The organism is Nocardiopsis baichengensis YIM 90130 (assembly GCF_000341205.1).
Classification (GTDB): Bacteria; Actinomycetota; Actinomycetes; order Streptosporangiales; family Streptosporangiaceae; genus Nocardiopsis_A; species Nocardiopsis_A halophila.
Genome location: NZ_ANAS01000013.1, coordinates 54128 through 78800 on the forward strand (window position 1 = coordinate 54128; position 24673 = coordinate 78800).

The following is a 24673-nucleotide window of genomic DNA, read 5'->3' on the forward strand; positions in this document are numbered from 1 at the left end:
GGGGTACGATGACCTCCGCCCGCGCGATCGGTGAATTGTTCAACAATCCTCATGACGACCGTGCGGTGGCCCGTGTCCCCCATCCCCGCATCGGGATCCCCAGACCAGCGAGGTCCGCATGAGCACCACCACGACCACCCCCGCCCGCGGGCGCGGTGTGCTTCTGGGCGCCATGTTCCTGATGGCGACCAGCGCCGTCGGCCCCGGATTCATCACCCAGACCACCGAGTTCACCGCGACGATGGGCGCGGCCTTCGCCTTCGCCATCCTCGTCTCGATCGTCGTCGACATCGCCGTCCAGCTGAACCTGTGGCGGGTCATCGGGGTGGCCGGCATGCGCGCCCCCGAGCTGGCCAACAAGGTCCTGCCGGGCGCCGGGTACGTGCTGGCGGCCCTGATCGTCTTCGGCGGCCTGGTCTTCAACATCGGCAACATCGGCGGCACCGCCCTGGGCCTGGACGCGCTCGCCGGCATCGACGTGCGCATCGGCGGGGCGGTCTCGGCGCTCATCGCCATCGCGATCTTCCTCAGCAAGCGCGCGGGCATGGCCATGGACCGGATCATCGTCGTGCTCGGCGTGCTGATGATCGCGCTGACCCTCTACGTCGCCTTCTCCTCCTCCCCGCCGGTCGGGGAGGCGCTGCGCGGGGCGGTGGCGCCGGGCGCGCTCGGCTCGGCGGAGTTCACCGCCATCGTCACCATCATCGGCGGCACCGTCGGCGGCTACATCACCTACGCCGGGGCGCACCGCCTCATCGACGCCGGGGTCACCGGCCGGGAGAACCTGCGCGCCATCTCGCGCGCCTCGGTCACCGGGATCGTCGTCACCGGCGTCATCCGCGTGCTGCTCTTCCTGGCGGTGCTGGGCGTGGTCACCGGCGGCGCCGCCATCGCCGACGCCGACAACGCGCCCGCCGCCGCCTTCCAGGCCGCCGCCGGCGAGGTCGGCCTGCGCCTGTTCGGCATGATCATGTGGGCCGCGGCGATCAGCTCGGTCATCGGCGCCTCCTACACCTCGGCCTCCTTCATCACCGCGTTCTCCCCGGCGCTGCGCCGCCGCTCCACCTGGGTGGTGGCCGCCTTCATCGCCGTGTCGGCCGCCGCCTACCTGCTGCTCGGCCAGGCGCCGGGCACCCTGCTGGTGATGGCCGGCGCCATCAACGGCCTCATCCTGCCGGTGGGGCTGGCGCTGATGCTGTGGGTGGGCTGGCGCCGCTCGCACGACCTGCTGCACGGCTACCGCTACCCGCGCTGGCTGCTGCTCCTGGGGGCCGCGGTATGGGTGCTGACCGTGTACATGGGGTGGAGCGCCCTGTCGGGCATCGCCGCCCTGTGGGGCGCCTGAGGGCGGCCCCGCCCCGCCGCCTTGCGCACAGCCGCGGCGGCACCGACCCTGACGACCACGAGACGAGGAGGGGGCCGAGCCCGTGCGCATCGACCTCAACGCCGACCTGGGCGAGAGCTTCGGCCGCTGGGAGCTCGGCGACGACGAGGCGCTGCTGGCCATCGTCACCAGCGCCAACGTCGCCTGCGGCTTCCACGCGGGGGACCCGACCGTGCTGCGCGGCGCCTGCCGGGGGGCGGTGCGCACCGGGGCGGCCGTCGGGGCCCAGGTGGGCTACCGGGACCTGGCCGGTTTCGGCCGCCGGTTCATCGACGCCGCGCCCGAGGACCTGGCGAACGACGTGCTGTACCAGATCGGCGCGCTGGACGGCATCGCCCGCGCCAGCGGGGGGCGCGTCGCCTACGTCAAACCGCACGGCGCGCTCTACAACGCGATCGTGCACCACGAGGAGCAGGCGCAGGCCGTCGCGGCCGCCGTGCGCGACTTCGCCCCGGGGACGCCCGTGCTGGGCCTGCCCGGCTCGGCGTGGCTGAGCGCGGCCGAGCGCGCCGGGCTGCGCCCGGTGCGGGAGGCCTTCGCCGACCGCGCCTACACCCCCCAGGGCACCCTGGTGCCGCGCCGGGAGCCGGGGGCGGTGTTGCACGACGCCGGGGAGATCGCCGAGCGGTGCGTGCGCATCGTGCGGGGCGAGCCCATCGCGGCGGTCGACGGCACCCCGGTGCGGGTCGAGGCCGAGTCGCTGTGCGTGCACGGCGACAGCCCCGGAGCCGTGGAGACGGCCCGGGCCGTGGCCGCGGCCCTGCGCGCCGAGGGCGTGGAGCTGGCCCCCTTCGCCGGGGCCGACGGCGCCGGCGGGGAAGGGGGCCGACATGCGTGACGGCGGCGGAGCGGCCGCCGCGAGGGACGCGGGGGAGCGGCCGTGCGCGTGCTGAACTGCGGCGACTCCGGGGTCCTGGTGGAGGTCGCCGACCTCGGCGAGGCGCTGGCCCTGCAGGCCGCGCTCGCCGAGGACCCCGTGCCCGGGGTGACCGAGACCGTCCCGGCCGCCCGCACCGTGCTGCTCAAGGTCGACCCGGGCGCCCCGGGCGGGGCGCGCGCCGTGGCCGCGGCCGCCGCCCGGCTCCGCCCGCGCCCGGGGGCGCTGCCGCGCGGCGGCGAGGTGGAGATCGAGGTCCAGTACGACGGCGCGGACCTGGGCGAGGTCGCCGAGCTCACCGGGCTGACCGAGCGCGGGGTGGTCGAGGCGCACACCGGCGCCCACTGGACCGTGGCCTTCGGCGGGTTCGCCCCCGGCTTCGGCTACCTGGTCGGCGACGACCGCCGGCTGGACGTGCCGCGCCGCGGCGAGTCCCGCACCCGGGTGCCCGCCGGGTCCGTGGCGCTGGCGGGGGGCTTCGGCGGGGTGTACCCGCGCAGCTCCCCGGGCGGGTGGCGGCTGCTGGGGCGCACCGACGCGGTGGTGTGGGACCTGGACCGGGACCCGCCCGGCCTGCTGGTGCCCGGCACCCGGGTGCGGTTCCGCGAGGTGTGAACCGCCGCCGGGGGACCGGGGCGGACGAGAGCGAGGGGGGACGAGAGGTGGCGCAGGGGGCACTGGAGGTGCTCGCGCCCGGGCCGCTGGCGACCGTGCAGGACGCAGGGCGGCACGGCCACGCCGCGTTGGGCGTGGGGACGTCGGGGGCCGCGGACGCCGCGTCCTACGCCCTGGCCAACCGGCTGGTGGCCAACCCGGAGGGTGCGGCGGCGCTGGAGGCGACCATGGGCGGGCTGGTGCTGCGCGCCCGCGGACGGGTGTGGGCGGCGGTGACCGGCGCCCCGTGCCCGGTGCGGGCGGGCGGACGCGGCGCGGCGTGCGCCGAGGTGCTGCTCCTGCGCGACGGCGAGGAGCTGCACCTGGGGGCGCCCGAGCGCGGGCTGCGCACCTACGTCGCGGTGCGCGGCGGCGTGGACGTTCCCGCCGTACTCGGCTCGCGCAGCACCGACCTGCTGTCGGGGCTGGGGCCGGCGCCGCTGCGGGCGGGCGACGTGCTGCCGGTGGGGGCGCCCCCGCGCGCCTTCCCGGTGCTGGACGCCGCCCCCGGGCCGCAGGTGGGCGGGGACCGGGTGGAGCTGGGCGCGGTGCTCGGCCCGCGCGACGACTGGTTCGCCCCCGAGGCGGTGGAGTCCCTGCTGGGCGCGGAGTTCGAGGTGACCGGCCGCAGCGACCGGGTGGGCATGCGCCTGGCCGGGCCGCCGCTGCCCCGCGCGGTGGAGGGGGAGCTGCCCACGGAGGGGATGGTCGCCGGGTCCCTCCAGGTGCCGCCGGACGGCGAGCCGGTGCTGTTCCTGGCCGACCACCCGGTGACGGGCGGCTACCCGGTGATCGCCGTGGTGCGCGCCGCCGACCTCCCCCGCGCGGCCCAGGCCCGCCCGGGGACGAGGCTGGTGTTCACCGCCGTTTCCGTGTGACGGGGCGGAGGCCGTTCGGGGCGGGCGCCGGGTGCCTGCCCGCCGGGCGGGAGGCCGCCATCGGCCGGGTGGGCCCCTCGCGGTCCGGGCTGCGGCGACCGGGCAGCGCCACCACGCCGGTGGACGCGAGCGGAGACGGAGCGGTGGGTGCGCGACCCGGCCGTGCACCACGTGGTGGTTCCCCGACCTCGACGGACCCGCCCGCCTCCGAGACCGGACCCGGGCGGCCGCACGGCCGGACCTGCGGGGCGCGGGCGAACGGGCGTGCTGCGGTCGGCCCCTCCATCCGTCCCCTTCGCCCCGCCCGGTGAAGCGTTCGGCACCGATGGGGACGGGAGGATACGCCGCCCCGATGGCCCCGGTCCGACGATCCGCCCCGTGCGGGGCAGGGGCGTCGCAGCCCCTCCATCCCCGGAATCGCGTTTCGCCGACCCCGCCGGCGCCCTTCGTCCCGGAGGGCGGGCACGAACACGACAGGAGGAGAGAGCATGTCGACGCCTGCGCCCACCCTTCCCGAGGACCCTTCGGGGCTCGCGCCCGCGCAGGCCCGCGCGCTGTTCCGGGCCGGGCTCCAGGTGCCCACGTCCGGTGTCAGTGCCGGGTACGCCCAGGCCAACCTCATCGCGCTGCCCCGCGCCTGGGCCTTCGAGTTCCTGCTGTTCGCCCAGCGCAACCCCAAGGCCTGCCCGGTGCTCGACGTCGCCGAGGACGGCGACGTCCGTGCGCCCCTCTTCGACGGGGACCTGCGCACGGACCTGCCCGCCTACCGGGTCTACGAGCACGGACGGCCGGTCTCCGAGACCACCGACGTGTCCGCCCACTGGAGGCCGGACCTGGTGTCCTTCCTCATCGGGTGCAGCTTCACCTTCGAGGGGCCGCTGCTGGACGCCGGGATCCCCGTCCGGCACATCGAGGCCGGGACCAACGCCGCCATGTACCGCACCTCGCGCCCCTGCCGGCCCGCCGGACGGCTGTCCGGGCCGCTCGTGGTCTCCATGCGGCCGATCCCCGCCGACCGGGTGGCCGACGCGGTGCGGATCACCTCCCGCTACCCGGCGGTGCACGGCGCCCCGGTGCACGTCGGCGACCCGGCGGGGCTCGGCATCGCCGACCTGTCCCGCCCCGACTACGGCGACCCGGTAGAGGTCCGCCCGGGAGAGGTGCCCGTGTTCTGGGCCTGCGGGGTCACCCCGCAGGCCGCCGTCACCGCCTCCGCCCCCGAGTTCGCCATCGGCCACGCCCCCGGCCACATGGCCGTCACCGACGCACGGGACGCCGACTACCAGGTGCCCTGACCCGCGGTCCCGGGGCCGAGGTGCCGTCCCGGGGCCGGGGAGGGCGCGGCTAGAGCTCGTGGGAGGTGCCCTCGTCGACGCTCAGGCCGCCGGAGTCCCCGCCGCCGCCCCGGAGCCACGCCACCTCGGCCCGGCGTCCCTGGAGGACCAGCTCGGCGATGGCGTTCTCGAACCACGGCCCCTCGTCCAGGCCCCACTCCAGCAGCGGAGGGCGCACCCCGGCCGACCGGGCCATGACCGCACCCGCCGCCGCCGTGGAGGCGCCCGCGGCCAGCCGCGCCGCGCTCCGCATCTTCGGAGGCAGACGGTTGCACAGGGGCGACGACACCAGTTGGGCGATGCGCGTCCCACCGCCCTCGGCGGCGCGCCGTCCGATCGCCCGGCGGGAAGGCCGAGCGCGGGCCAGATAGGAGAAGTGGACGTCCCCGGAGAGGAAGAGGGCGGTGGCGGGCGCGGCCCCGCGCCCGCCGGAGGCCACCTCCAGGAGTGCGCGGGACACCGCCTCGAAGGACCGCCCGAACGCCGGCCAGTGCTCCAGGTCCAGCGCGCGGCGCAGCCGCTCGGCCGGTGCGCGGAAGCGGTCGCCCCACGCGCCGGAGGCCAGCGCCTCGTTCCAGGCCTCCAGGCGGTGCACCGCCTTGGGCAGGAGGAAGGGCAGGGTCGAGGCGATCAGCAGGTGGTCGGTGTCCCCGGTCAGGCGCTCGTCGAGCCACGCCGCCCCGGGAGCGCCCAGGATGTCCCTGCGGCGGTCGTCGGCCACGTCCCGCCCGGCCCGCGTGTCGACCATGAGCAGGCGCGCAGGGCCGATCTCGTGCCCGTGGCTCCACACTTTGCCCTGCGGCCGCCGGTGCCAGTCCAGCGCCGCGGCGTCCAGCGCCCCGCCGGCGTCGCCCGCGGAGTCCGCGCCGTCGGCGGTGTCCGCGGCGTCCGTGCCGTCCGTCCGGCCCGCGCCGTCCCCCGCCCTGAGGACCTCCGTGAAGAGCGGGTCCGCCTCCCGCTCCTCCCCGGTCAGGTTGCCCAGGTGCTGGTAGACCCAGTACGCGCCCAGCCCCGACACGATCCGGTGCCGCCACCAGGGCGAGGCGTCCATCTCCTCCCGCCAGGCGCCCGAGGTGTTCCAGTCGTCCCGCACGTCGTGGTCGTCGAAGAGCATCAGCGTGGGCACGGTCGACAGCAGCCAGCGCACGTCCGGGTCGGTCCACGAGCGGCGGTACAGCTCGGCGTACTCGTCGTAGAAGACCACCTCGTCCCCGGGCGGCCGGGCCTCGGCGTGCGCCTGCGCCCGCTCCCCCTCGGCCCGCGCGCGCTCGCGCGCCAGGAAGTCCTTCATCCCGGGCTGGAGCTCGTCGGCGTAGACCTGGTCCCCGATCAGCAGCAGCGCCGTCGGTCCGAGGGGCGACGGCGCGCCGTCCGGGGCGGCGACGCTCCCCTCGTCCGCCTCCCGGCGCAGCCGCGCCAGCCGGCGCGCGTAGGCGCGCAGCATGTCGCCGCCGTAGCGGCGCACCGCCCCGGGGGAGTGGTCGATCGGGGTGCGGCAGGAGCCGAACGCCAGCCGCACCGGTGCCTCCCGGTCCCGCGACGGGGTGGTCACCCGGCTGGGCGGGTGCTCCGAGGCCGGGTCGGGCCACACCCGCGCCCCGTCCACCTCCACGGTGTAGGGCGTCGACGACCCCGGCTCCAGGCCCCGGAGTTCGCACAGGGCGTAGTGGTGGCCGTGCACCGTGAACGTGCGGGCCCGCGCCCGTGCCGCGTCCGCGGCGACCGCGACCTCGGCGGGGGCCCCGGTCTCCACCCACACCGTCGCCGTCGTCGGCGTCGTCTTCCGCAGCACCGGGCCCAGCCGAAGGTCGGCTCCCACGTCCACCTCTCATCCTCGTCCTCGCCGCCGCGCCGTCCCGTGACCGGTGGTCCGGGGCGCCTGCGGCTCCGGTGCCGAGTATGGCGCGCCCGCTGTGCGGTAGTCACCCTGGCCACCGGTCCCGAACCGGGACGGGCCGGGCGGTGGTGCCGGACGGATACGGTCGAATCGCCCCTGAAGTGGTTCGACACGCCGCCCGGGTGGGTAACCGTTGCCGCATGCGGACAAGAACAGTGGAGCTGCGCACCGGGGACTCCGAAGGGGTCTTCGACATCACCCGAGAGTGCGTCTCCTTCACCTCCGAGGCCGGTGGGGACGGGCTGTTGAACGTCTTCGTGCCGCACGCGACGGCCGGGGTGACGGTGATGGAGCTGGGTGCCGGTTCCGACGACGACCTGCTGGCGGCCCTGCGGGACCTGCTGCCGGCCGACGACCGGTGGCGGCACCGGCACGGGTCGCCCGGGCACGGGCGCTCGCACGTGATGCCGGCGATGATCGCGCCCTACGCCACGCTCCCGGTGCTGGACGGGCGTCCGGCGCTGGGGACGTGGCAGTCGGTGGCGGTCGTCGACCTCAACGTGGACAACCCGCGACGCACGGTGCGGCTCTCCTTCTTGACGGGCCCGGGCGAGTGAGCAGGATGGTAAGTGCCACCGGCATCAGGGCACGCGTTGACGGATGAGGGCCCCAGCGTGTGAACTTAGCCAGCAAAAGGCGGGTACGACCCGGCCGCAGACACCGCGACGGAGCGGGGGCGGCCCATGGGCGGGCCGGCAGAAAATGATTCTGGAGGAGGACTTTCGTGAGCGCGACCGCGGGCCAGGCGCAAAGCGACCGTAGCCTGGCCGACCGACTCGGGTTCAAGCCGGGTCAGGTGGTGCAGGAGTTCGGCTACGACGACGACGTGGACGAGCAGCTGCGCGCGTCGATCGTTGAGATCACCGGCGAACAGCTGGTCGACGAGGACGACGACGCCATCGTCGACGCCGCGCTGCTGTGGTGGCGCAGTGACGAGGAGGACGACCTGACCGACGTCCTGGTGGACGTCCTCGGCTCGGTCGAGGGGGGCGGGGTCATCCTCGTGCTGACGCCCAAGGCCGGGCGCGACGGGCACGTTCCGCCGAACGACGTCGCGGAGGCGGCGTCCACGGCGGGCCTGTCGCAGACCAGCGCCGTGAGCGCAGGTGCCGACTGGTCGGGGACCCGGCTGGTGACGCCGAAGGTGAAGCACTGAGAGGCCGCCGCGAGGGTCGTGCCCGGACGGTCACGGCCGCAGTGCCGGACGCCTTCCACCTGCCCTAGGCTTGGCCGCGCGGGGCGCCGCCCGGTCCGAGCCGGACCGCCGGCGCCCCGCCGCCGAACCGGCCACCTAGGAAGGTATGCGCATGTCCATCGAGACGGGGCAGCAGGCTCCCGACTTCGAGCTCTCGGACCAGCACGGGCAGACGGTCAAGCTGTCCGACTTCAAGGGCCGCAAGAACGTGGTCCTGGTCTTCTACCCGCTCGCGTTCTCGGGCGTCTGCGAAGGGGAGCTCTGCTCGCTGCGCGACAACATCTCCGACTTCCAGGGCGAGGACGTCCAGCTGCTCAGCGTGTCGGTGGACTCGATGTTCGCCCACCGGGCATGGGCCGACCAGGAGAACCTGGAGTACCCGCTGCTGTCGGACTTCTGGCCGCACGGCGAGGTCGCCAAGGCCTACGGCGTGTTCGACGAGGACAAGGGCGTTGCGGTGCGCGGCACCTTCCTGATCGACAAGGAGGGCGTGGTGCGCTGGAAGGTCGTCAACCCGATCTCCCAGGCCCGTGACATCGAGGACTACCGCAAGGCCCTGGCCGAGCTCAGCTGAGCCCGCCCAGCGCCCGGGCGTGCGCCCCTGCCCCACAGGGACGCACGCCCCACCCGCGCCCGAGGACACGGCACGACCCGGTACCATTTCAAGCGGTCGAACACCGTTTTCAGGGCGCATAGCTCAGTTGGTCAGAGCATCCGGCTTACAACCGGAAGGTCACAGGTTCGAGCCCTGTTGCGCCCACCCTCCGCTGAACATAGAAAGTGCCCCGCCACCTGCACAGACAGGTCACGGGGCCTCGTTGTGCGTCGGTGGTTGTCGGTGGACGATGGTGGAGGCCGGTGGTCGGCCGCGCTGAAGTTCAGCTCCGGCGCAGGGCCTCGGTGATCTGCTGCATGGCCCTCTCCTCCTCCCCGACGATGCACTTGGCGTAGATCCGCTTGAGCACCGCCACGCTGTGGCCGGCCCACCGTGCAACCGTCCTTGTGTGAACGTCCTTGATGGCGATACCAGAGGCCATGTCCTGGACCGTGGTCGCCGGAAGGCCAGTCCGGGTACGGGGGACCATGGGGCGGTCGGCCCGGTAAGGACCAGTGCCCCCTGGAGACGAGGAAGGGCCTGGTGATGGTGCCGATGGACGATCTTCTCCTCTGCGGCCTCCCCGAGGGAGGCCACGCGTGACCGATGGCAGTCGCGATATCGCGGATCTCCGCCCCTCCGTCGTCCTCGTCACCGGGGTGATGGCCTCGGGGAAGTCCACTGTCGCCCGGTTGCTCGCCGAACGGCTGCCGAAGGCGGCGCACATCCCTGGCGACGTCTTCCGCCGCATGATGGTGTCCGGCCGGGAGGAGATGACGCCGAACCAGGATCCGGAGGCGCTGTCTCAGCTCTGGCTGCGCTACCGGGCGTCGGCGACGGTCGCCGACGAGTACGCCTCGGCCGGCTGGACGGCGGTGGTGCAGGACGTCATCCTCGGCAAGGATCTGGCCGAGTATGCCGCCCTCATCCGGACCCGCCCCTTGTACATCGTGGTCCTGGCCCCTTCCGCCGAGGTCGTCGCCGAGCGCGAGCGGCAGCGGTCGAAGACGGGATACGGCGCCTGGACCGTCGAGGCGCTCGACCGGTCTCTGCGTGAGGACACTCCGCCCCTCGGTCTGTGGCTCGACACCTCTGGTCAGACACCCGAAGAGTCGGTGCGAGCGGTGCTGGAAGGCTTGGACGAGGCCCGCCACTCTGCGTGGGAGGCGGCAAGGAGCGGCTGACGCAGGTTTGCCGCCCTACCCCGGGAGGCCGCAGGTTCGAGCCCTGTCGCCCCACCCTTTGAAGCTTCTTGGGCGGTGATGATGGCAGGGCGGGGACTGGTCGTTGCGTTCTCGTGCGGCTCAGACGCTAAGCGGTCGCGGCGGACTCCACGGTGTCGACGACCGTCTGCCAGGAAGGGATGCCGCTCTCAGGGGCCTTGAGGATCGTCACGGAGGGCAGGCCGGCCAGGAACCGCAGGTGCTGTCCGTAGGCCGGGTGTGCCGCAAGCGGGGCTCCGGACTTGGGGACGATCACCGTGGGGACCCGGTGGCCGAGCATCTCGCACATCAGCGCGACGGCGAAGTTGTCGGCGATCCCCGTGGCCAGCTTGTTCGTGGAGGTGAAGGACAGCGGGCAGGCCAGGACCGCGTCGGGCGGCGGCAGGCTCTTTCCGGTGCCGGGCAGGCGGAAGTCGACGCGCACCTCCTCGCCGGTGATGGAGGCGATCCGGTCGGTGTCGTGGAAACGCGTTCCCGTGGGCGTGGACAGGACCGTCATGTTCCATCCGCGCTCGTGGAGCATGCCGACCAGGTCGACGACGGGCTCCTCGTCGGTGACGGTGGCTCCGGAGACGATGAGGTAGAGGCTTCGCTCGTCAGGCATGCCCGAAGTCAACCGCACCCCGTCCTGAGGGGGCACAGCGCCCTCGGGGGATCGCCGCGCGGGCTGGGAGTCTGCGGGCCTCCGTCGGCGCTGCTGACACGCGGCCGTTTCTCCAGGAAGCCGAGTCCCGCACCGCCGGGTCGGCCTCCGCCACGCGGCACCTGGAGGGGGTGACCGGGTGTCGGTCTCGGAAAGTCCGTCCTTCCTGGCGAGTTCGGCGCCCTCTTCGGGGGAGCGGGCGGTGTAGTGGGGGTAGTCGGACGGGGCGGTTCGTGACTCGAGCGGGGGAGGTGAGGGCGATGACGCATGGGGGAGCGGCCCATGGAGACGCCGAGGCGCCGGTCAAAGGACCCTGGCACCGGTTCATGGAGATGCTGCGGCGCGCCCGGGACTATGCGGGCCCGGAGCGGGACCGGACGCTGTTCATCCTCAAGGGGACGGCGGCCGCCACGATCGCTTGGGCGCTCGCAGACACCGTGCTCCAAGCGCAGTCGCCGGCCTTCGCCCCGTTCGCCGCGCTGGTGATGGTGCAGATCTCGGTCCGCGAGTCCCTGCTGCGCTCGCTGCGGTTCGCCCTGGCCGCGAGCATCGGCGTCTCCCTGCAGGGCGTCCTCGGGTTCTGGCTCGACCCGAGCGTGTGGACGTTCGCCGCGGTCGCGTTCACGGCCCTGGCGCTGGGCCAGTGGGGCCGGCTGGGACCCCAGGGGGACCTGGTGGCGACCTCGGCCTTCTTCGCGTATTCGGTCTTCGTCATGCAGGGCGCCTCCGGCGACCGCCTGGCGCTCCTGGCCGAACTCGTGGTGCTCGTCGTCGTGGGGTGCGCGGTCGGCATCGCGGTGAACCTCCTCGTCTTCCCGCCGCTGCGGCTGTACGACGCGCGGTACGGGCTCGCCAGCCTGGCCTCGGCCCTGCGCGACCTGCTGTCCGACCTGTCCTCCGTGCTCGGCGAGCGGGAACCCACCTCCCACGAGACGTCGGACTTCTGGAACCGGGGCAGGCGGGTGGAGTCGCTGGCCTCGCAGGCCCAGGAGACCATCGGCAACGCCGAGGACAGCCTGTACTGGAACCCGCGGCGGCTCCTGCTGTCCAGTCGGCCGCCGATGCGGGTCTACGGCACTCTGGTGACCCGGTTGGCGCGGGTGGGCCGGTCGCTGTGCTCCATCACCGACATCCTGCGGCGCCTGCCCGGCGACGACGACCAACCCGACCGGGAGTTCCTGCACCGCTTCGCCTCGATCCTGCATGAGGCGCAGTGCGCGGCCGCGCTCTTCGCCGACCTGGTCCCGAGCGACATGGACGAGGCCGAGCGGCGGATCCGCGAGCACCTGGAGGAGGCGCGCTCCTACTTCGAGGGGCCCGTCCCGCCGTCCGGCGCACAGGGCGAGAGCGCGGGCCTGGTCTACGACGGGCTCCTGCTGGAGGCCGAACGGGTGATCAGCGAGCTGGAGGACGCCTGCGACGACCTGCGCTCGTCGTGAGCGGGGCCGCTTCCTTCCGCGCGCTGCGGGCCGCGGGCCGCACGGGCCACGGGCCACGGGCCACGGGCACGGGCCGCGCGCGCCGCACGTCAGTGCGCGGCCTGGCGGAGCGGCCGGCCCCGGGCGAGGACCCGGCGGAGCCAGGCGCCTGCCATGACCGAGGTCACCACGGCCAGGATGATGAGCGTGGTGAACAGCTGCGCGTTCACGATGCCCGCCTCGTAGGCGAGCCAGGCCAGGGCGATCCCGGGCCCGCCCCTGGCGTTCATGGCGAAGGCCAGGTTCAGGGCGCCGCCCGGCCCCTCGCCGCCCAGGCGCGCCCCGGCGTACACGCTCGCGAGCTTCACCGCGCACGCCAGGGCGGTGAAGAGCACGGTGAAGCCGAGGAGCAGGTCGTTGCCGAGGTCCAGGCCCAGGCCGATGGAGCCGAAGTACAAGGGGATGAAGAACGCCAGGGCGAAGGTGCGCAGCTCTCCGGCGACCGCCGTGCCCGACGCCTCCTCGATCCGGGCGGCGAGGACCCCGGCGAGGAAGGCGCCGAACATCGCCTGGACCCCCAGCAGGGACGCCCCGGAGGCGCACACGAGCACCAGGAGCACGCTGGCCACCCCCGCCGCGCCGGGGGTGCGGCGGGGCCGCTCGCCCCGCCGGTTCCCCATGCGCTCGAGGATCGCGGTCGCCAGACGGGGCACGACCGTCATCATGCACACGAACAGCGCGACGGTCGTGAGGACGTAGTAGACGGACATCGCCGGGACCGAGGTGATGCCCAGCAGTCCGGGCAGCCCCGTCAGCTCCTCCCCGTGCACCTGCGCCAGCCCCAGGGCCACGGCGATCACCACGTACAGCACCACGTCCTCGGCGACGGCCGAGGCGAGGACGACACCGCCGAACGACGTCCCCAGGATGCCCAGGTCGAGCATGATCCGCGAGATGACCGGGATGCTGGTGACGGCGACGGCGCTGGCCACGATGAGCGAGAGCGCGACCGGGTCGGCGGCGGGCCCGGCGAGCCCGTCCAGCTCCACGACCTGTAGCGCGGCGAGGCCGATCCCGAAGGGGACCACCAGGCCCATCGCCACGATCCAGGCGCTGACCTTGCGGTTCTCCTTCGGCAGGAGCCGGCGCACCTCGGCGCCGGCCAGGAACATCAGCATGAGCATGCCGAGCTGCTCGATCGCGTCGAACGCGGCGGCGACCGGGCCGGTGTCCGGGAACAGCGCCCTGTGGGCCTGCGGGGCCAGGGCGCCGAGCACGGTGGGCCCGAGGACGAGGCCGCCGCCGAGCTCGCCCGTCATGCGCGGCTGTCCGAGCCGTTCGGCGACGGCGCCCAGCGCGTGCACGGCGAGCAGCAGCACGCTGAGGCCCACCAGCAGGAACAACAGGTCGGTGTCGTTCACGGCATCCCCTTGGGCGCCGAGGGCGGGCGGCCGCCGTCAGGCGTCCGCCGAAGGGAAGCCGACGATACGGCGGGGAACGGGGGAGGGGTGCGTCTTCAGCCGCATCCGGACAACACTCGTGACAATGGTCCTTCGATTGGCCCACAGTCGGGCAAGTGGTGGGGGAGACGGTCCGGCGGGGCGGTCGGCGGCCGTGGGGCGGAAGCCGCCTCCGAGCCCTGCGTCCGGCACCCGTTCCGCCCTCGCCCTGCCCGTGCGGCCCGTGCGCCCCTCGGGCCGGGGTCGGCCTCCAGCCGGGCCGTCAGGCCCGCGATCCCCGTGATTTCGGGCCTTTTCGGATGTGGCACAGTGTGCCCGGTCGGTTGCCCGTGAGTGGTGTAGGCGTCTGTTGGAGGTCCCCTTGGAGCGTCGCCGTGTGTCGGCCATCGTCTCGGTCCTGCTGCTCGGCGGGATCGCGGTCGGGGTGGCCTCCGTGGGCGCCGACGGGGTCCCCTACACGGCGCGGGAGTCCGGGCTGGCCGACCACTCCTTGCCCGCCCTGCTCTACTTCGGGTTCCTGACGCTGGTCGACACCTACCTCGGCTGGAGCCTGGTCCCCTTCCTCCTGGGGTACTGGGCCGCGCCTTCGGCGAAGTGGGGCGCGGTGATCGGCCTGGGATACGCGGTGGTGGCGCTGGGCGCCTACACCGTCGGGAGCCATGTCGAGGAGGTCGCCAACGCCGATGAGCTCGCCTCGCTTCCCCGGCCGCCGGGCGCCCCGGAGTTCGCCGAGCCCGATCTGGCGGCGTCGGCTCTCCAGATGGCCCTGACGCCCTTGCTTCCGTTGGCCGCGGCCGGAGCCGTCGCCGTGGTGCTCATCGGAGGCTCGGCCCTGCGGTTCCCGCTCCTGCTCCTGCTGCCGGCCGCCGTGATCGTCGTCGACCTGCTCCGCCGAGCCGACACCCCGTGGGCGAGTATCGCCAACGGCCTGCCCAATGCGGTGCTGGTCGCGGCCGGGGCCGCCCTGCTGGTGTGGACGGCGGTGGCGGTCCGCCGCGGGCCCGGCGGCTCCGGAACCCCGCTCCCCGACGGGGCGGAGTAGGCGGATCCGGCGGCGGGCCGCCGGGGGCCGCATCCGGGCGTCTGGCTCCAATCGCCTGCGGCGGCTCGGCGACGGCCCGGCAGGCACTCCGCTCACGCCTGCTTGCCGGGTGTCGGGCCCTTTCGGTGGAGGGGAGGGCGGCGACGAAGAAGCAGAGGCGGTTCCCCGGGCTTGGCGGTCGGCCGTCGGGCCTCTACCGGCCCGGGAACAGCAGTAACGACGGCACGGCCGGTGCCCCGCTCACGCCTGCTGGCCGGGCGCCGGGCCGCCGGGGTGCGGGGAGATGGGCGGCGACGAGAAGGGGCCCGTTCCTCGGCGCTGCCGCTCGGCCGCCGGATCGCCTGTGGTCCGGGGAGATGGCGGCGACGGGACGGCTGGTGCCCCGCTCGGGGCTGCCTGCCGGGCGGCGGGTCATCGGGGTGCAAGGGGAGGGCGGCGACGAGGAGGCGGGGTGCTTCCTCGGGGGCGCCGGTCGGCAGCCGGGCCTCTGGTGGGCCGGGCCGGGTGCGCGGCCAGGGCCGGTCGCCGCCCGCCCGCGTCCGCGGCGCCCCACCCGGCCCGCGCCGGACACCCCTCGATCAGGAACACCCTTTTGACCTGGGTGAATACTCACCGTCACAGCTCGGGGAGAGCGGGAGCGCGCTGATCGACGCCTCACGGCGGCCCCTGGGTGCGATCCCGGCCAGACCAGAACGGGGTTCGGTTTCGCGATGTCCGCATTGCCCTTGTTTGTTTGCGCATTGAGGAGGGTGGGGCGGCGGACGAGGGTCGGGCTGCCCGCCCGCGCCGGGCCTCGTGCCAGTGTCGACCCGTCTCCGGCTACCCGGAGTGACCGGGGGTGCCGTAAACGGGTCCCGTGTGCCGGTAGAAGGGGTCTCGGATGCCGAATCCGGTTCTGGTCTGGCCGCCGCCGTATCCCCGTCCGGTCCGGGCGGCGCTCCGGGCGCGCGCGAGGCCCGCACCCCCGTCCGATCCGGACAAACGGGACGACTTGCGGGTCGTGCCCGCTGGAGATCGGCCCGGGAGGGCTCGTTCTTCATCGAGAGTGGTGATATCGCCACCCAATTGCACATTGCGTGGCGATATCACCACTCTCGATGCTCAGCCATCGCCTGATGTGCCCGTTATGCCCGGAACGCGAAAAGGGGAGGGACTTCCAAGTCGGCGGTTCCCCCGGCGGCCGACCGCTGCCCCGGGGGAACCGCCCTCGCGTCGTCGTTGCCGCTCTCCTTCCTGGCACCAAAGGGGCCCGCCGTCCGGCAGGCAGGCCGGGGCGGGGCACCGGCCGTCCCGTCGTCGCTGCTCATCGCCGTTACCGGGAGAGGCCAGCCGCCCGGCAAGCAGGCGCGAGTGGGGAACCAGCCGTGCCGTCACCGCCGCTGTTCCCGGACCGCGAGAGGCCGGGCGGCCGACAAGCAGGACCGGGGAACCGCCGCTCCTCTTCGTCGCCGCGTTCCGCCCTGCACCTCGATGGCCCCGCCGCCCGGCCGACAGGCGCGAGCGGGGCACCTGCCGCCCCGCCGTCGCTGCTGCTCCTGAGCCGGAACCGGACGGCCTTCTTCTCGCTCGGTCGCCGTTGCAGGTGTGCCGGGGGCCGGCGTGCCCGGGCGGCGCCCCTCGGCCGGGTGGCGGAGCCCGGAGGCGACGGCGGTGGGCGGGGCGCACCCGTCCACCGCCGTCACCGGTCAGGCCTTCGCCGCCTCCTGCCCGGCCGTCAGGACGCGGTCGGGGCGGATCGGCAGGTGGCGGTGGCGCACGCCGGTCGCGTGCCAGACCGCGTTGGCGATCGCCGCCGCGGCGCCGACGATCCCGATCTCGCCGATGCCCTTGATGCCCACCGGGTCGTCCGGGTCCGGGTCGTCGACCCAGTGCGCCTCGATGGCGGGCACGTCGGCGTTGGCGGCGACGTGGTACCCCGCCAGGTCGCCGCCGACGATGCCGCCCGAGGCCCGGTCCCGTGCCCCCTCCTCGTGCAAGGCCATGGAGATCCCCCAGACCATCCCGCCGAGGAGCTGGCTGCGCGCGGTCAGCGGGTTGACGATCCGGCCGGCGGCGAAGGTGCCCAGCATCCTGCGCACCCGCACCTCGCCGGTGGCGGGGTCCACGGCGACCTCGGCGAACTGCGAGGCGAACGAGTACCGCTCCTTCTGCGGCAGGGCGCCGATCGCCTCGCCGGTGTCGGACCGCGCGGTGACGCCCTCGGCCGGCACCGGGGCGCCCGGGACCAGCCGCTCCCGCAGCTCGCGCGCCGCGGCCGACACCGCCCACGCCCAGGACCGGGTGCCCATCGAGCCGCCGGCGATCATCGCCGGCCCCAGGTCGCTGTCGGCGATGCGGACCCGAACGGCGTCCGTGTCCACGCCCAGGGCCTCCGCGGCCACCAGCGCCATCGCGGTGCGCGCCCCGGTCCCGATGTCGCTGGCGTTGACCCCCACGGTGAAGGACCCGTCGGCCTCCGCCGTGACGGCCGCCGTGGACGGGGCCGCCCCCGAGGGGAACGTGGCCGCCGCCGTACCGGTGCCGACCAGCCAGCGCCCCTCGCGGCGCACCCCGGGGCGCGGGTCGCGGCCGGCCCAGCCGAACCTGCGGGCGCCCTCCTCGAAGCACGCGCGCAGGTTGCGGCTGCTGAACGGCAGCCCGGACAGCGGCCCGGCCTCGGGCTCGTTGCGCAGGCGCAGCTCGATCGGGTCGACGCCGCACTTCTCGGCGAGCTCGTCCAGCGCCGACTCCAGCGCGAACGAGCCCGGCGCCTCGCCCGGTGCGCGCATGAAGGTCGGGGTGGGCACGTCCAGCCGCAGCAGCCGGTGGGAGGTGCGGTGGGCGTCGGCGTCGTACAGCGTCCGCCCGGGCGACGCGCTGGCCTCGACGTACTCGCTCGTGGTCGAGGTCTGGTTGAGGGCGAGGTGGTCGAGCACGCGCAGCCGCCCGTCGGGGTCGGCGCCGAGCCGGACCCGCTGGGCCGTGGCCGGGCGGTAGCCGACCACCGAGAACAGCTGCCGCCGGGTGAGGGCGACCCGGACCGGGCGCCGCAGGGCGGTCGCGGCCATCACCGCGGCCACCTGGTGCGGGCGGGTCCCCTTGTTGCCGAAGGCGCCGCCGACGTGCTCGGCGCGCACCCGCACCGATTCGGGGTCCAGGGAGAACAGCTGCGCGATGTCGCCGGCCACCATCGGGGTGCCCTGGTTGGAGTCGACCAGCTCCAGCCGGCCGCCCTCCCAGCGGGCGGTGGCCGCGTGCGGCTCCATCGAGTTGTGGTACTCCTCGGGCGTGGTGTACTCGGCCTCCACGACGACGGCGGAGGCGGCGAGCCCGGCCTCGACGTCGCCCTTGGAGGTCTCCACCGTCCCCACGGGCGTCCCGCCGGGGGTGTAGGCCTCCGGGCGTCCCGCGGTGAACTCCACGTCGTGCGGCTCGGCCTCGTAGTCGACCGCCAGGGAGTCGGCCGCCTCCCTGGCCTGCTCCGGCGTCTCGGCGACGACCAGCGCCACCGGCCACCCCGCGTGCGGCACGCGGTCGTTCTGGAAGAGCCCGAGAAGCGGGTCGGTGGGCCCGAGCATGCCGACGAAGTCGGTGTTCAGGCGCGGCGCGTTGCCGTGGTGCCAGACGTCGAGGACGCCGGGCATGGCCAGGACGGGGGCGGCGTCCACGGAGCGGATGCGCCCGCGGGCGACGGTGGACAGCACCAGGCACCCGTGGACCAGGCCGTCGAAGTGGACCTCCCCGGCGTACACGGCCGCCCCGGTGACCTTGTCCAGGCCCTCCAGGCGGACGTGCCCGGTGCCGACGGCGCTCTTCCCCTCGGCGGTGGCGGTCATGAGCGGGCCTCCTCGGCGAGTTCGGTCAGCACGGCGACCACGAGGTCGCGCATCAGCGGCACCTTGTAGGCGTTGTCGGCGAGCGGCTCGGCGGCCGCCAGTTCGGCGTCGGCCGCGGCGGCGAAGGCGTCGGCCGTGAGCGGGCCCCCGGCCAGGGCCCGCTCGGCCTCCCGGGCCCGCCAGGGGCGGGGCGCGACCGCACCGAAGGCCAGGCGCACCTCGCCCACGGCCCCGTCCCGGACCTCCAGGGCGGCGGCGACCGAGCCGATCGCGAACGCGAAGGAGGCGCGCTCGCGCACCTTGCGGTAGCGGGAGGAGGCGGCCACGGGCGCCGGCGGCAGGGTGACGCCGGTGATCAGCGCGCCCGCGGGCAGCGCGGTCTCCACGTGGGGGGTGTCGCCCACCGGCGGGTAGAGGTCGGCGAGCGGCATCCGGCCCGGCCCGTCGGCCGTCTCGTAGGCGACGACGGCGTCGAAGGCGGCGAGCGGGACGGCCATGTCCGAGGGGTGGGTGGCGGCGCAGTGCCGGGAGGCGCCCAGGATGGCGTGGTTGCGGTGCTCGCCTTCGAAGGCGGGGCAGCCGCTGCCGGGGACCCGCTTGTTGCACGGCCCGGTCGCGTCGGTGAAGTAGCCGCAGCGGGTCCGCTGCAGCAGGTTCCCGCCGACGGTGGCCATGTTGCGCAGCTGGCCGGAGGCGCCGGCCAGCAGCGCCTGCGCCAGCGCCGGGTAGCGGCGGCGGACCTCGGGGTGGGCGGCCACGTCGCTGTTGGTGGCGGTCGCCCCGATGTGCAGGCCGCCGTCGTCGGTCGGCCCGATGCCGTCCAGCGGCAGCCCGCGGACGTCGACGAGCCGTGCGGGCCGCTCGATGCCGGTCTTCATCAGGTCGACGAGGTTGGTCCCGCCGCCGAGGTAGCGCGCCTCCGGGTCGGCGGCGAGCAGGGCGACCGCGCCGGGTGCGTCGTCGGCGCGCTGGTAGGCGAACTCCTTCATGCGCCGACCTCCCCGGCGGCCGTCGCGCGGGCGGGGGCCTGGGCCGCCTGGGCGACGGCCTGGACGATGGAGACGTAGGCGCCGCAGCGGCACAGGTTGCCGCTCATGCGCTCGCGGATCTCGTCGGGGGTGAGCTCCGGCGCCCCGGCCTCGGGGCGGACGTCGTCGGTCGCGGCACTGGGCCAGCCGGCCGCGTGCTCCTCGATGACCGCGACGGCCGAGCAGATCTGCCCCGGGGTGCAGTACCCGCACTGGTAGCCGTCGAGGTCCAGGAAGGCCTGCTGGACCGGGTGCAGTCGGCCGCCGTCGGCGACGCCTTCGATGGTGGTGATCGTGCGGCCCTCGGCGGCGACGGCGAGCTGGAGGCAGGAGACGGTCCGCCGGCCGTCGACCAGGACCGTGCAGGCGCCGCACTGGCCCTGGTCGCAGCCCTTCTTGGAGCCGGTGAGGCCGAGGCGCTCGCGCAGGGCGTCGAGCAGCGTCGTGCGGTGGTCGACGGGGAGTGTGTGCTTCTCGCCGTTGATGTCGAGCGTGATGGTGCTGGAGGGCGCTGTGGCCATGCTCAGCCTACTTTCGCGGATGTGGTGCGCGCCGTGGTCGAGCGGAGCGGTGCCGGTGCCGGCGGCGCCGGGCGGCCGCGGGGCGCAGGACCGCCGGCGCGCGGTGCGCTGCGGAGTGCGCGATGGTGCAGGTCGGTGATCGAATGCCGCCGTCCGTGCGCAAACGTCCCCCCGGTAGAGTGGAGGAGGCAGAAAACGGACAGCTGTCCGGACACGGTGAATCTAGTGGACAGCTGTCCGCTTGACAAGGGCGGCCTGCCGGGGCTTCCGGAGGGCGGACGGACGGGATATGGGCAACCCAGACGATCGGGACGGCAAGTGCGCGCCCCTGCGCTCGGACGCGCAGCGCAACCGCGAGCGCATCCTGGAAGCGGCGCTGGAGGAGTTCACCCGGTCGGCGGACGTCCCGCTGAGCGCGATCGCGAAGAAGGCGGGCGTGGGGCAGGGGACGTTCTACCGCAACTTCCCCAGCCGCGGGGCCCTCGTCCTGGAGGTCTACCGGCACGAGATGCAGCAGGTCGCCGACGCGGCGCCGCGGCTGCTCGCGGCCCTGCCGCCGGAGCGGGCGCTGCGCGCGTGGATGGACCGCCTGGCCCGCTTCGCGCTGGCCAAGGCGGGTCTGGCCGAGGCGATGAGCCAGGCGCTCGGCGGGGCCGGCGGCGCGGCCAAACCGGACCCCGGCCCGGTCAACGAGGCCGTCGCGCTCCTGCTGCGGGCCAATGAGGAGGCCGGGACCATCCGTTCCGGCGTGACCCCCGAGGACTTCATGATCGCCATCTCCGGCCTCTGGCTCGTCGGCGCCCGCCAGGACCGGGCGGAGCGCGTCGGGCGCCTCTTCGACCTGGTCATGGACGGTCTGCGGGCCGGAGCGGCCGAACGCTGAACCGGGCGCGGTGCCGCGGCCCGCGCGCGGTGGCCCGCCCGCCGGGGACCGGAGTCGGCCCGGTCGGCCGTCCCGGATCCCGGCACTGGAGGGGCGGGGTCGGCCGCCCCGGCGCGGACGCGGGACGCGGACGGGCTATCGGGGCTGCAGCGGCGGACCGGCCGTGGTCGGCCATCGCCGCGCCCGGCAGCGCTCCGGGAAACCCCCCGTCAATGACCTCAGGGGGAGGCGGGGCGGCGGAGGCCGTTGATGAGGAGGGCCACCAGCCGGCGCGGGTCGTAGTCGGGGTCGCTTCCGCGGTCGATGCACAGGTTGCCGATTCCGCGCATCAGCTCGTAGGCCTGCGTGCCCGGGGCGATCTCGTCGGCCTCGGCCGCGGCGGTGAGCAGCCGGTCGCAGACCGGCACCAGCCGGTCGAGGAAGTAGGCGTGCAGCGCCTCGAACCCGCTGCCGTCCGACCGCATCGCGTGGGCGAGGCCGTGCTTGGTGACCAGGAAGCCGACGAAGAGGTCGACCCAGCCGCGCAGCGCCGCGAGCGGGGAGTCGGCCTCGGCGAGCAGGCGCGGGCCGGCTTCGGCGCACTCCTCGACCTGGTGCCGGTAGACGGCGGCGATGAGGTCCGCCCGGGTCGGGAAGTGGCGGTAGATCGTGCCCATGCCGACGCCGGCCCGGGCCGCGATCTCGCGGATCGGCGCGTCCACGCCGGAGACGACGAACACCTCGGCCGCGGCGGCGAGCAGCGCCTGCTGGTTGCGCACCGCGTCGGCCCGCCTGCGCCGGGGCTTGTCTTCTCGGGACGGGCTCTCCTGCGGGCTCTCCTGGGCCACCGGACCCTCCTTCGCGACGGGGCTCGTTGACAAAGCGGAACACCGCTCCGTATCGTAAATGGAACAGCGCTCCGCTTTCAGTCTAGCCCACGGCGGGCGCTTCCCCTCCCTTGCCCGCCGGTCGGTCGCGGTCGGCGGACACCACCCTATGAACGGGACTCTTCACCATGAGTGAACAATCGCACGCGTCCGGCCCCTCGCCCGTCCTCTCGGTCCGCCCCGTCGTGCTCCCGGCCCCCGACCGGGCCGTGGACCTGCGGCTCCGGGTCACGGTGCCGCTGACCGGCGGCGACCTGCCGATCGTCCTGCTCTCCCACGGCCAGGGCTTCTCGAACCACCTGTCCTCGCTGGACGGGTACGCTCCGCTGGCCGACCACTGGGCGGCGCACGGCTTCGCCGTGATCCAGCCGACCCACCTCAGTTCGAGCACCCTGGACCTGGGCGGCGACGATCCCGAGGCGCCGATGTACTGGCGGTCGCGGGCCCAGGACATGACGCGCATCCTCGACCGCCTCGACGAGGTCGAGGCCGCCGTCCCCGGGCTCGCCGGGCGCCTCGACCCGGGCAGGGTCGCCGTGGCCGGGCACTCGATGGGCGGGCACACCGCGAGCCTGCTGCTGGGCGCCCGGCTCACCGATCCGCACGACGGTGCGGAGGTCGACCTGGCCGACCCGCGGATCACGGCCGGCGTCCTGCTCGCCGCGACCGGAAGGGGCGGCGACGCCCTCGCCGGGTCCGTGGCCGAGCGGTACCCGTTCCTGGCGACCGCCGACTTCTCCGCGATGGCGACGCCCGCCCTGGTGGTCGCCGGGGACCGGGACGACTCCGCCCACCTGACGGTCCGCGGCGCCGACTGGCACGCCGACCCCTACACGCTGGCCCCGGGGCCCAAGGCCCTGCTCACACTGTTCGGCGGTGAGCACGGCCTCGGCGGCATCAGCGGATACGACGTCGCCGAGACCACGGACGAGAGCCCGGAACGGGTGGCCGCCGTGCAGCGGCTCACCTGGGCCTACCTCCGCACCGTGTTCTCCCCCGGGGACCCCGCCTGGAAGGAGGCGTGCGAGGCGCTGGCGACCGGCCCCGGTGCGCTCGCGCGGGTCGAGTCCAAGTAGGGGCGACGGGGCCGCGCGGCCGGCCGCCCCTCAGCGGCCGGCCGGCAGCGGCTCCGCGTCGGCGTCCGCGTCCGCATCTGCGTCCTCGTCCTCACGCTCCCCGGCCCCGGGCTCGGCCGTGACCGCGTCGGCGGGGGCCGCATCGGCCCCGGCCGGCCGCGGCCCGGTGATGCCCTGCTCAGCGGCCATCTCGCGGACCAGTCGCGGCGCGGTCCACAGGGTCGGCAGCAGGACGAAGCCCACCGGCACGGCGGCGATCACGATGAACGACTGGAGCGCGTCCACCCCGCCGTCCCCGACGCCGAGCAGGGCGGCGCCCGCCAGCCCCATTCCCACGCACCAGAAGGCGCGCACCCACGGCAGCGGCTCCCCGCCCCGCATGGACGAGGCCGCGATCGTGTAGGACATGGTGTCCATGGTCGAGGCGAAGAACAGCAGCGACACCAGGATCATGATCACGCCCAGGCCGAGCGTGTAGGGCAGCGCCTGGATGATGGACATCGCCGCCGCCGGCAGGCCGTGCTCGGCGTACGGGCCGGACACCACGCCCGGGTCCTGCTGCTCCAGGTACAGCCCGGTGCCGCCGAGGGCGCTGAACCACACCATGGTGACGACGGCGGGCAGGACGGTGGCGCCCACGAAGATCTGGCGCACCGTGCGCCCCCGGGAGATGCGCGCGATGAAGATCGCCATCATCGGGGCGTAGCCCAGGAACCAGCCGAAGAAGAACACGGTCCAGTAGGCGAGCCATTCGGTGTCCCCGCGGAACAGCGCCATGGTGGCGAACTCGCGGGCGTACACCGCACTGGCCTGGAGGTAGACGTCGGCGACATAGGCGGCCGAGCCCAGTGCCACGATGGCCGCCACCAGCGCCAGCGCCACCCACACGTTGATCCGGCTCAGCAGCTGGATGCCCCGGGAGATCCCGCTGAGCAGGGAGACCAGCGCGACGCCGGTGAGGCCCAGGATGATCCCGGCCTGCACGGCGTAGGAGTCGGGGGTGCCGAACAGGATGCCGGCCATGTACGACACCTGGAGCCCCAGGAAGCCCAGCGGGCCGACGGTGCCGGCGACCACGGCCGCCACGCACGCGATGTCGACGACCGTGCCGAGCCAGTGCGTCCGGATCCGCTCGCCCATCAGCGGGTGCAGCAGGGTGCGGGGCCGCAGGGGCATCCCCTTCTCCGCGCCGCGCATCATGACCAGGGTGGCCAGCGAACCGCCGACGGCCCAGGCCGCGAGCCCCCAGTGCGTGAAGCTCTGCGCGAGCGCCGTGGCGGCCGCGGCCATCGGGCCCTCCACCGCGTCCGCGTACTGCGGCGGCGTCTGCGTGTAGTGCGCGATGGGCTCGGCGGCCGCCCAGAACACGCCGCCCGCGGCGAGCAGCGTGGTCAGCACCATGGCGACCCACCGGAAGGCGCCGAACTCGGGCGCGCCGGTGCCGCCCATGCGGACCCTGCCGTAGCGGGAGAAGGCCAGCACCGCGGCGACGGCAACGGTGGCCAGGAGCAGCACCTGCCAGAACGCGCCGAACGCCCCCGCGGACCAGGTGAAGGCGGCGGAGACCGCGCTCCCGGTCGCCCCGGGGGCGGCGAGCGCGGCGATGACGAAGGCGGTGAGCAGGCCGCCGCTGACGATCAGGACCCGGGCGTCCACCCGCCCCTTCACGGGCAGGGGCGAACGCTCCTCGACGGGTTTCGGGATGGGAGGACACTCCTCGGTGGTCCGTCCACGCCGGGGCTGCGCGACACGCGCCCTCACGGCCGGTGGACGCCGACCCTCGGGTCGGTGACAAGCATGGGATACTGCGGCAAAACGCCCAGGGTATCCGCTGGTGAGCGGCGTGCGCGCGTGGCACGGCTCACGCCCGGGCCGCAGGTCCGG

General features: G+C 74.6%; 22 protein-coding genes and 1 tRNA gene. 14 read left to right on the forward strand and 9 right to left on the reverse strand.

Annotation, left to right across the window (positions count from 1 at the left end):
* Positions 1–118 precede the first annotated feature (118 nt).
* The 5 genes from C892_RS0112515 (at position 119) to C892_RS0112535 (ending at position 5088) form a co-directional block, all read left to right on the forward strand.
* Positions 119–1345, forward strand: coding sequence for an NRAMP family divalent metal transporter (locus tag C892_RS0112515; RefSeq protein WP_017557488.1), 1227 nt, complete (start codon positions 119–121; stop codon positions 1343–1345).
* 82 nt (positions 1346–1427) lie between these two features.
* Complete coding sequence (locus C892_RS0112520; RefSeq protein WP_017540669.1) at positions 1428–2222, forward strand: LamB/YcsF family protein; 795 nt, start codon at positions 1428–1430, stop codon at positions 2220–2222.
* A 42-nt stretch (positions 2223–2264) separates the two neighbouring features.
* Positions 2265–2876 carry a 5-oxoprolinase subunit B family protein gene (locus C892_RS0112525; RefSeq protein WP_017540668.1) on the forward strand — a complete coding sequence of 204 codons (612 nt, stop codon included), beginning with the start codon at positions 2265–2267 and terminating at the stop codon, positions 2874–2876.
* 47 nt (positions 2877–2923) lie between these two features.
* Positions 2924–3793, forward strand: coding sequence for a 5-oxoprolinase subunit C family protein (locus tag C892_RS0112530; protein WP_017557489.1), 870 nt, complete (start codon positions 2924–2926; stop codon positions 3791–3793).
* A 488-nt stretch (positions 3794–4281) separates the two neighbouring features.
* Positions 4282–5088, forward strand: a complete 807-nt coding sequence (locus C892_RS0112535) for a putative hydro-lyase (protein WP_017557490.1) — start codon at positions 4282–4284, stop codon at positions 5086–5088.
* 49 nt (positions 5089–5137) lie between these two features.
* Here the strand turns inward: C892_RS0112535 and C892_RS0112540 are convergent, their stop codons facing one another.
* Positions 5138–6952: a DUF7800 domain-containing protein gene (locus C892_RS0112540; RefSeq protein WP_017557491.1), complete on the reverse strand. Its 1815-nt coding sequence runs from the start codon at positions 6950–6952 to the stop codon at positions 5138–5140.
* A 212-nt stretch (positions 6953–7164) separates the two neighbouring features.
* Between C892_RS0112540 and C892_RS0112545 the strand changes: the two genes are divergently transcribed.
* From C892_RS0112545 to C892_RS0112560, 4 genes are all read left to right on the forward strand, one after another.
* The gene (locus C892_RS0112545) at positions 7165–7581 is read left to right on the forward strand and encodes a YjbQ family protein (protein WP_026124321.1); all 417 of its coding nucleotides are present in this window, start codon (positions 7165–7167) and stop codon (positions 7579–7581) included.
* 167 nt (positions 7582–7748) lie between these two features.
* On the forward strand, positions 7749–8180 hold the full coding sequence (locus tag C892_RS0112550; RefSeq protein ID WP_017540663.1) for a DUF3052 domain-containing protein: 432 nt from the start codon (positions 7749–7751) through the stop codon (positions 8178–8180).
* Between the two features lie 151 nt (positions 8181–8331).
* Entirely contained in the window at positions 8332–8793 is a 462-nt protein-coding gene (locus tag C892_RS0112555; RefSeq protein ID WP_026124322.1) for a peroxiredoxin, read from the forward strand.
* 112 nt (positions 8794–8905) lie between these two features.
* Positions 8906–8979 (forward strand) — tRNA-Val (locus tag C892_RS0112560).
* A 118-nt stretch (positions 8980–9097) separates the two neighbouring features.
* On the opposite strand, the gene C892_RS31785 is transcribed toward C892_RS0112560, so the two are convergent.
* Positions 9098–9256 (reverse strand): hypothetical protein, encoded by a 159-nt coding sequence (locus C892_RS31785; protein WP_193374780.1) that lies wholly within the window; start codon positions 9254–9256, stop codon positions 9098–9100.
* A 157-nt stretch (positions 9257–9413) separates the two neighbouring features.
* On the opposite strand from C892_RS31785, the gene C892_RS0112570 reads away from it, so the two are divergent.
* Positions 9414–9998, forward strand: a complete 585-nt coding sequence (locus C892_RS0112570; protein WP_017557493.1) for an AAA family ATPase — start codon at positions 9414–9416, stop codon at positions 9996–9998.
* A gap of 127 nt (positions 9999–10125) precedes the next feature.
* On the opposite strand, the gene C892_RS0112575 is transcribed toward C892_RS0112570, so the two are convergent.
* Positions 10126–10641, reverse strand: a complete 516-nt coding sequence (locus C892_RS0112575) for a flavoprotein (RefSeq protein ID WP_017557494.1) — start codon at positions 10639–10641, stop codon at positions 10126–10128.
* Between the two features lie 299 nt (positions 10642–10940).
* On the opposite strand from C892_RS0112575, the gene C892_RS28890 reads away from it, so the two are divergent.
* Entirely contained in the window at positions 10941–12119 is a 1179-nt protein-coding gene (locus C892_RS28890; RefSeq protein ID WP_152513388.1) for an FUSC family protein, read from the forward strand.
* An 89-nt stretch (positions 12120–12208) separates the two neighbouring features.
* Here the strand turns inward: C892_RS28890 and C892_RS0112585 are convergent, their stop codons facing one another.
* On the reverse strand, positions 12209–13519 hold the full coding sequence (locus C892_RS0112585; protein ID WP_017557496.1) for a cation:proton antiporter: 1311 nt from the start codon (positions 13517–13519) through the stop codon (positions 12209–12211).
* 400 nt (positions 13520–13919) lie between these two features.
* On the opposite strand from C892_RS0112585, the gene C892_RS0112590 reads away from it, so the two are divergent.
* Positions 13920–14600 carry a hypothetical protein gene (locus tag C892_RS0112590; protein WP_239647374.1) on the forward strand — a complete coding sequence of 227 codons (681 nt, stop codon included), beginning with the start codon at positions 13920–13922 and terminating at the stop codon, positions 14598–14600.
* A gap of 1685 nt (positions 14601–16285) precedes the next feature.
* Here C892_RS0112590 and C892_RS0112595 read toward each other — a convergent pair.
* From C892_RS0112595 to C892_RS0112605, 3 genes are read right to left on the reverse strand one after another with little or no spacing between them, the layout of a single operon-like run.
* Complete coding sequence (locus C892_RS0112595; protein ID WP_017557498.1) at positions 16286–18415, reverse strand: xanthine dehydrogenase family protein molybdopterin-binding subunit; 2130 nt, start codon at positions 18413–18415, stop codon at positions 16286–16288.
* On the reverse strand, positions 18412–19404 hold the full coding sequence (locus tag C892_RS0112600) for an FAD binding domain-containing protein (protein ID WP_017557499.1): 993 nt from the start codon (positions 19402–19404) through the stop codon (positions 18412–18414). Before C892_RS0112600 ends, C892_RS0112595 begins: the two co-directional genes overlap by 4 nt.
* Positions 19401–19964, reverse strand: coding sequence for a 2Fe-2S iron-sulfur cluster-binding protein (locus tag C892_RS0112605; protein ID WP_017557500.1), 564 nt, complete (start codon positions 19962–19964; stop codon positions 19401–19403). The genes C892_RS0112600 and C892_RS0112605 overlap by 4 nt, the downstream gene beginning before the upstream one ends.
* A 289-nt stretch (positions 19965–20253) precedes the next feature.
* Between C892_RS0112605 and C892_RS0112610 the strand changes: the two genes are divergently transcribed.
* Complete coding sequence (locus tag C892_RS0112610; protein WP_017557501.1) at positions 20254–20847, forward strand: TetR/AcrR family transcriptional regulator; 594 nt, start codon at positions 20254–20256, stop codon at positions 20845–20847.
* A gap of 218 nt (positions 20848–21065) precedes the next feature.
* Here the strand turns inward: C892_RS0112610 and C892_RS0112615 are convergent, their stop codons facing one another.
* On the reverse strand, positions 21066–21674 hold the full coding sequence (locus C892_RS0112615) for a TetR/AcrR family transcriptional regulator (RefSeq protein WP_017557502.1): 609 nt from the start codon (positions 21672–21674) through the stop codon (positions 21066–21068).
* A 167-nt stretch (positions 21675–21841) separates the two neighbouring features.
* Here C892_RS0112615 and C892_RS0112620 point away from each other — a divergent pair, with 167 nt between their 5' ends.
* Positions 21842–22789, forward strand: coding sequence for an alpha/beta hydrolase family protein (locus C892_RS0112620; RefSeq protein ID WP_017557503.1), 948 nt, complete (start codon positions 21842–21844; stop codon positions 22787–22789).
* Positions 22790–22819: 30 nt separating this feature from the next.
* On the opposite strand, the gene C892_RS0112625 is transcribed toward C892_RS0112620, so the two are convergent.
* A complete protein-coding gene (locus tag C892_RS0112625) occupies positions 22820–24445 on the reverse strand; it encodes a BCCT family transporter (protein WP_239647375.1) in 1626 nt (541 codons plus the stop codon).
* Positions 24446–24673: the final 228 nt, after the last annotated feature.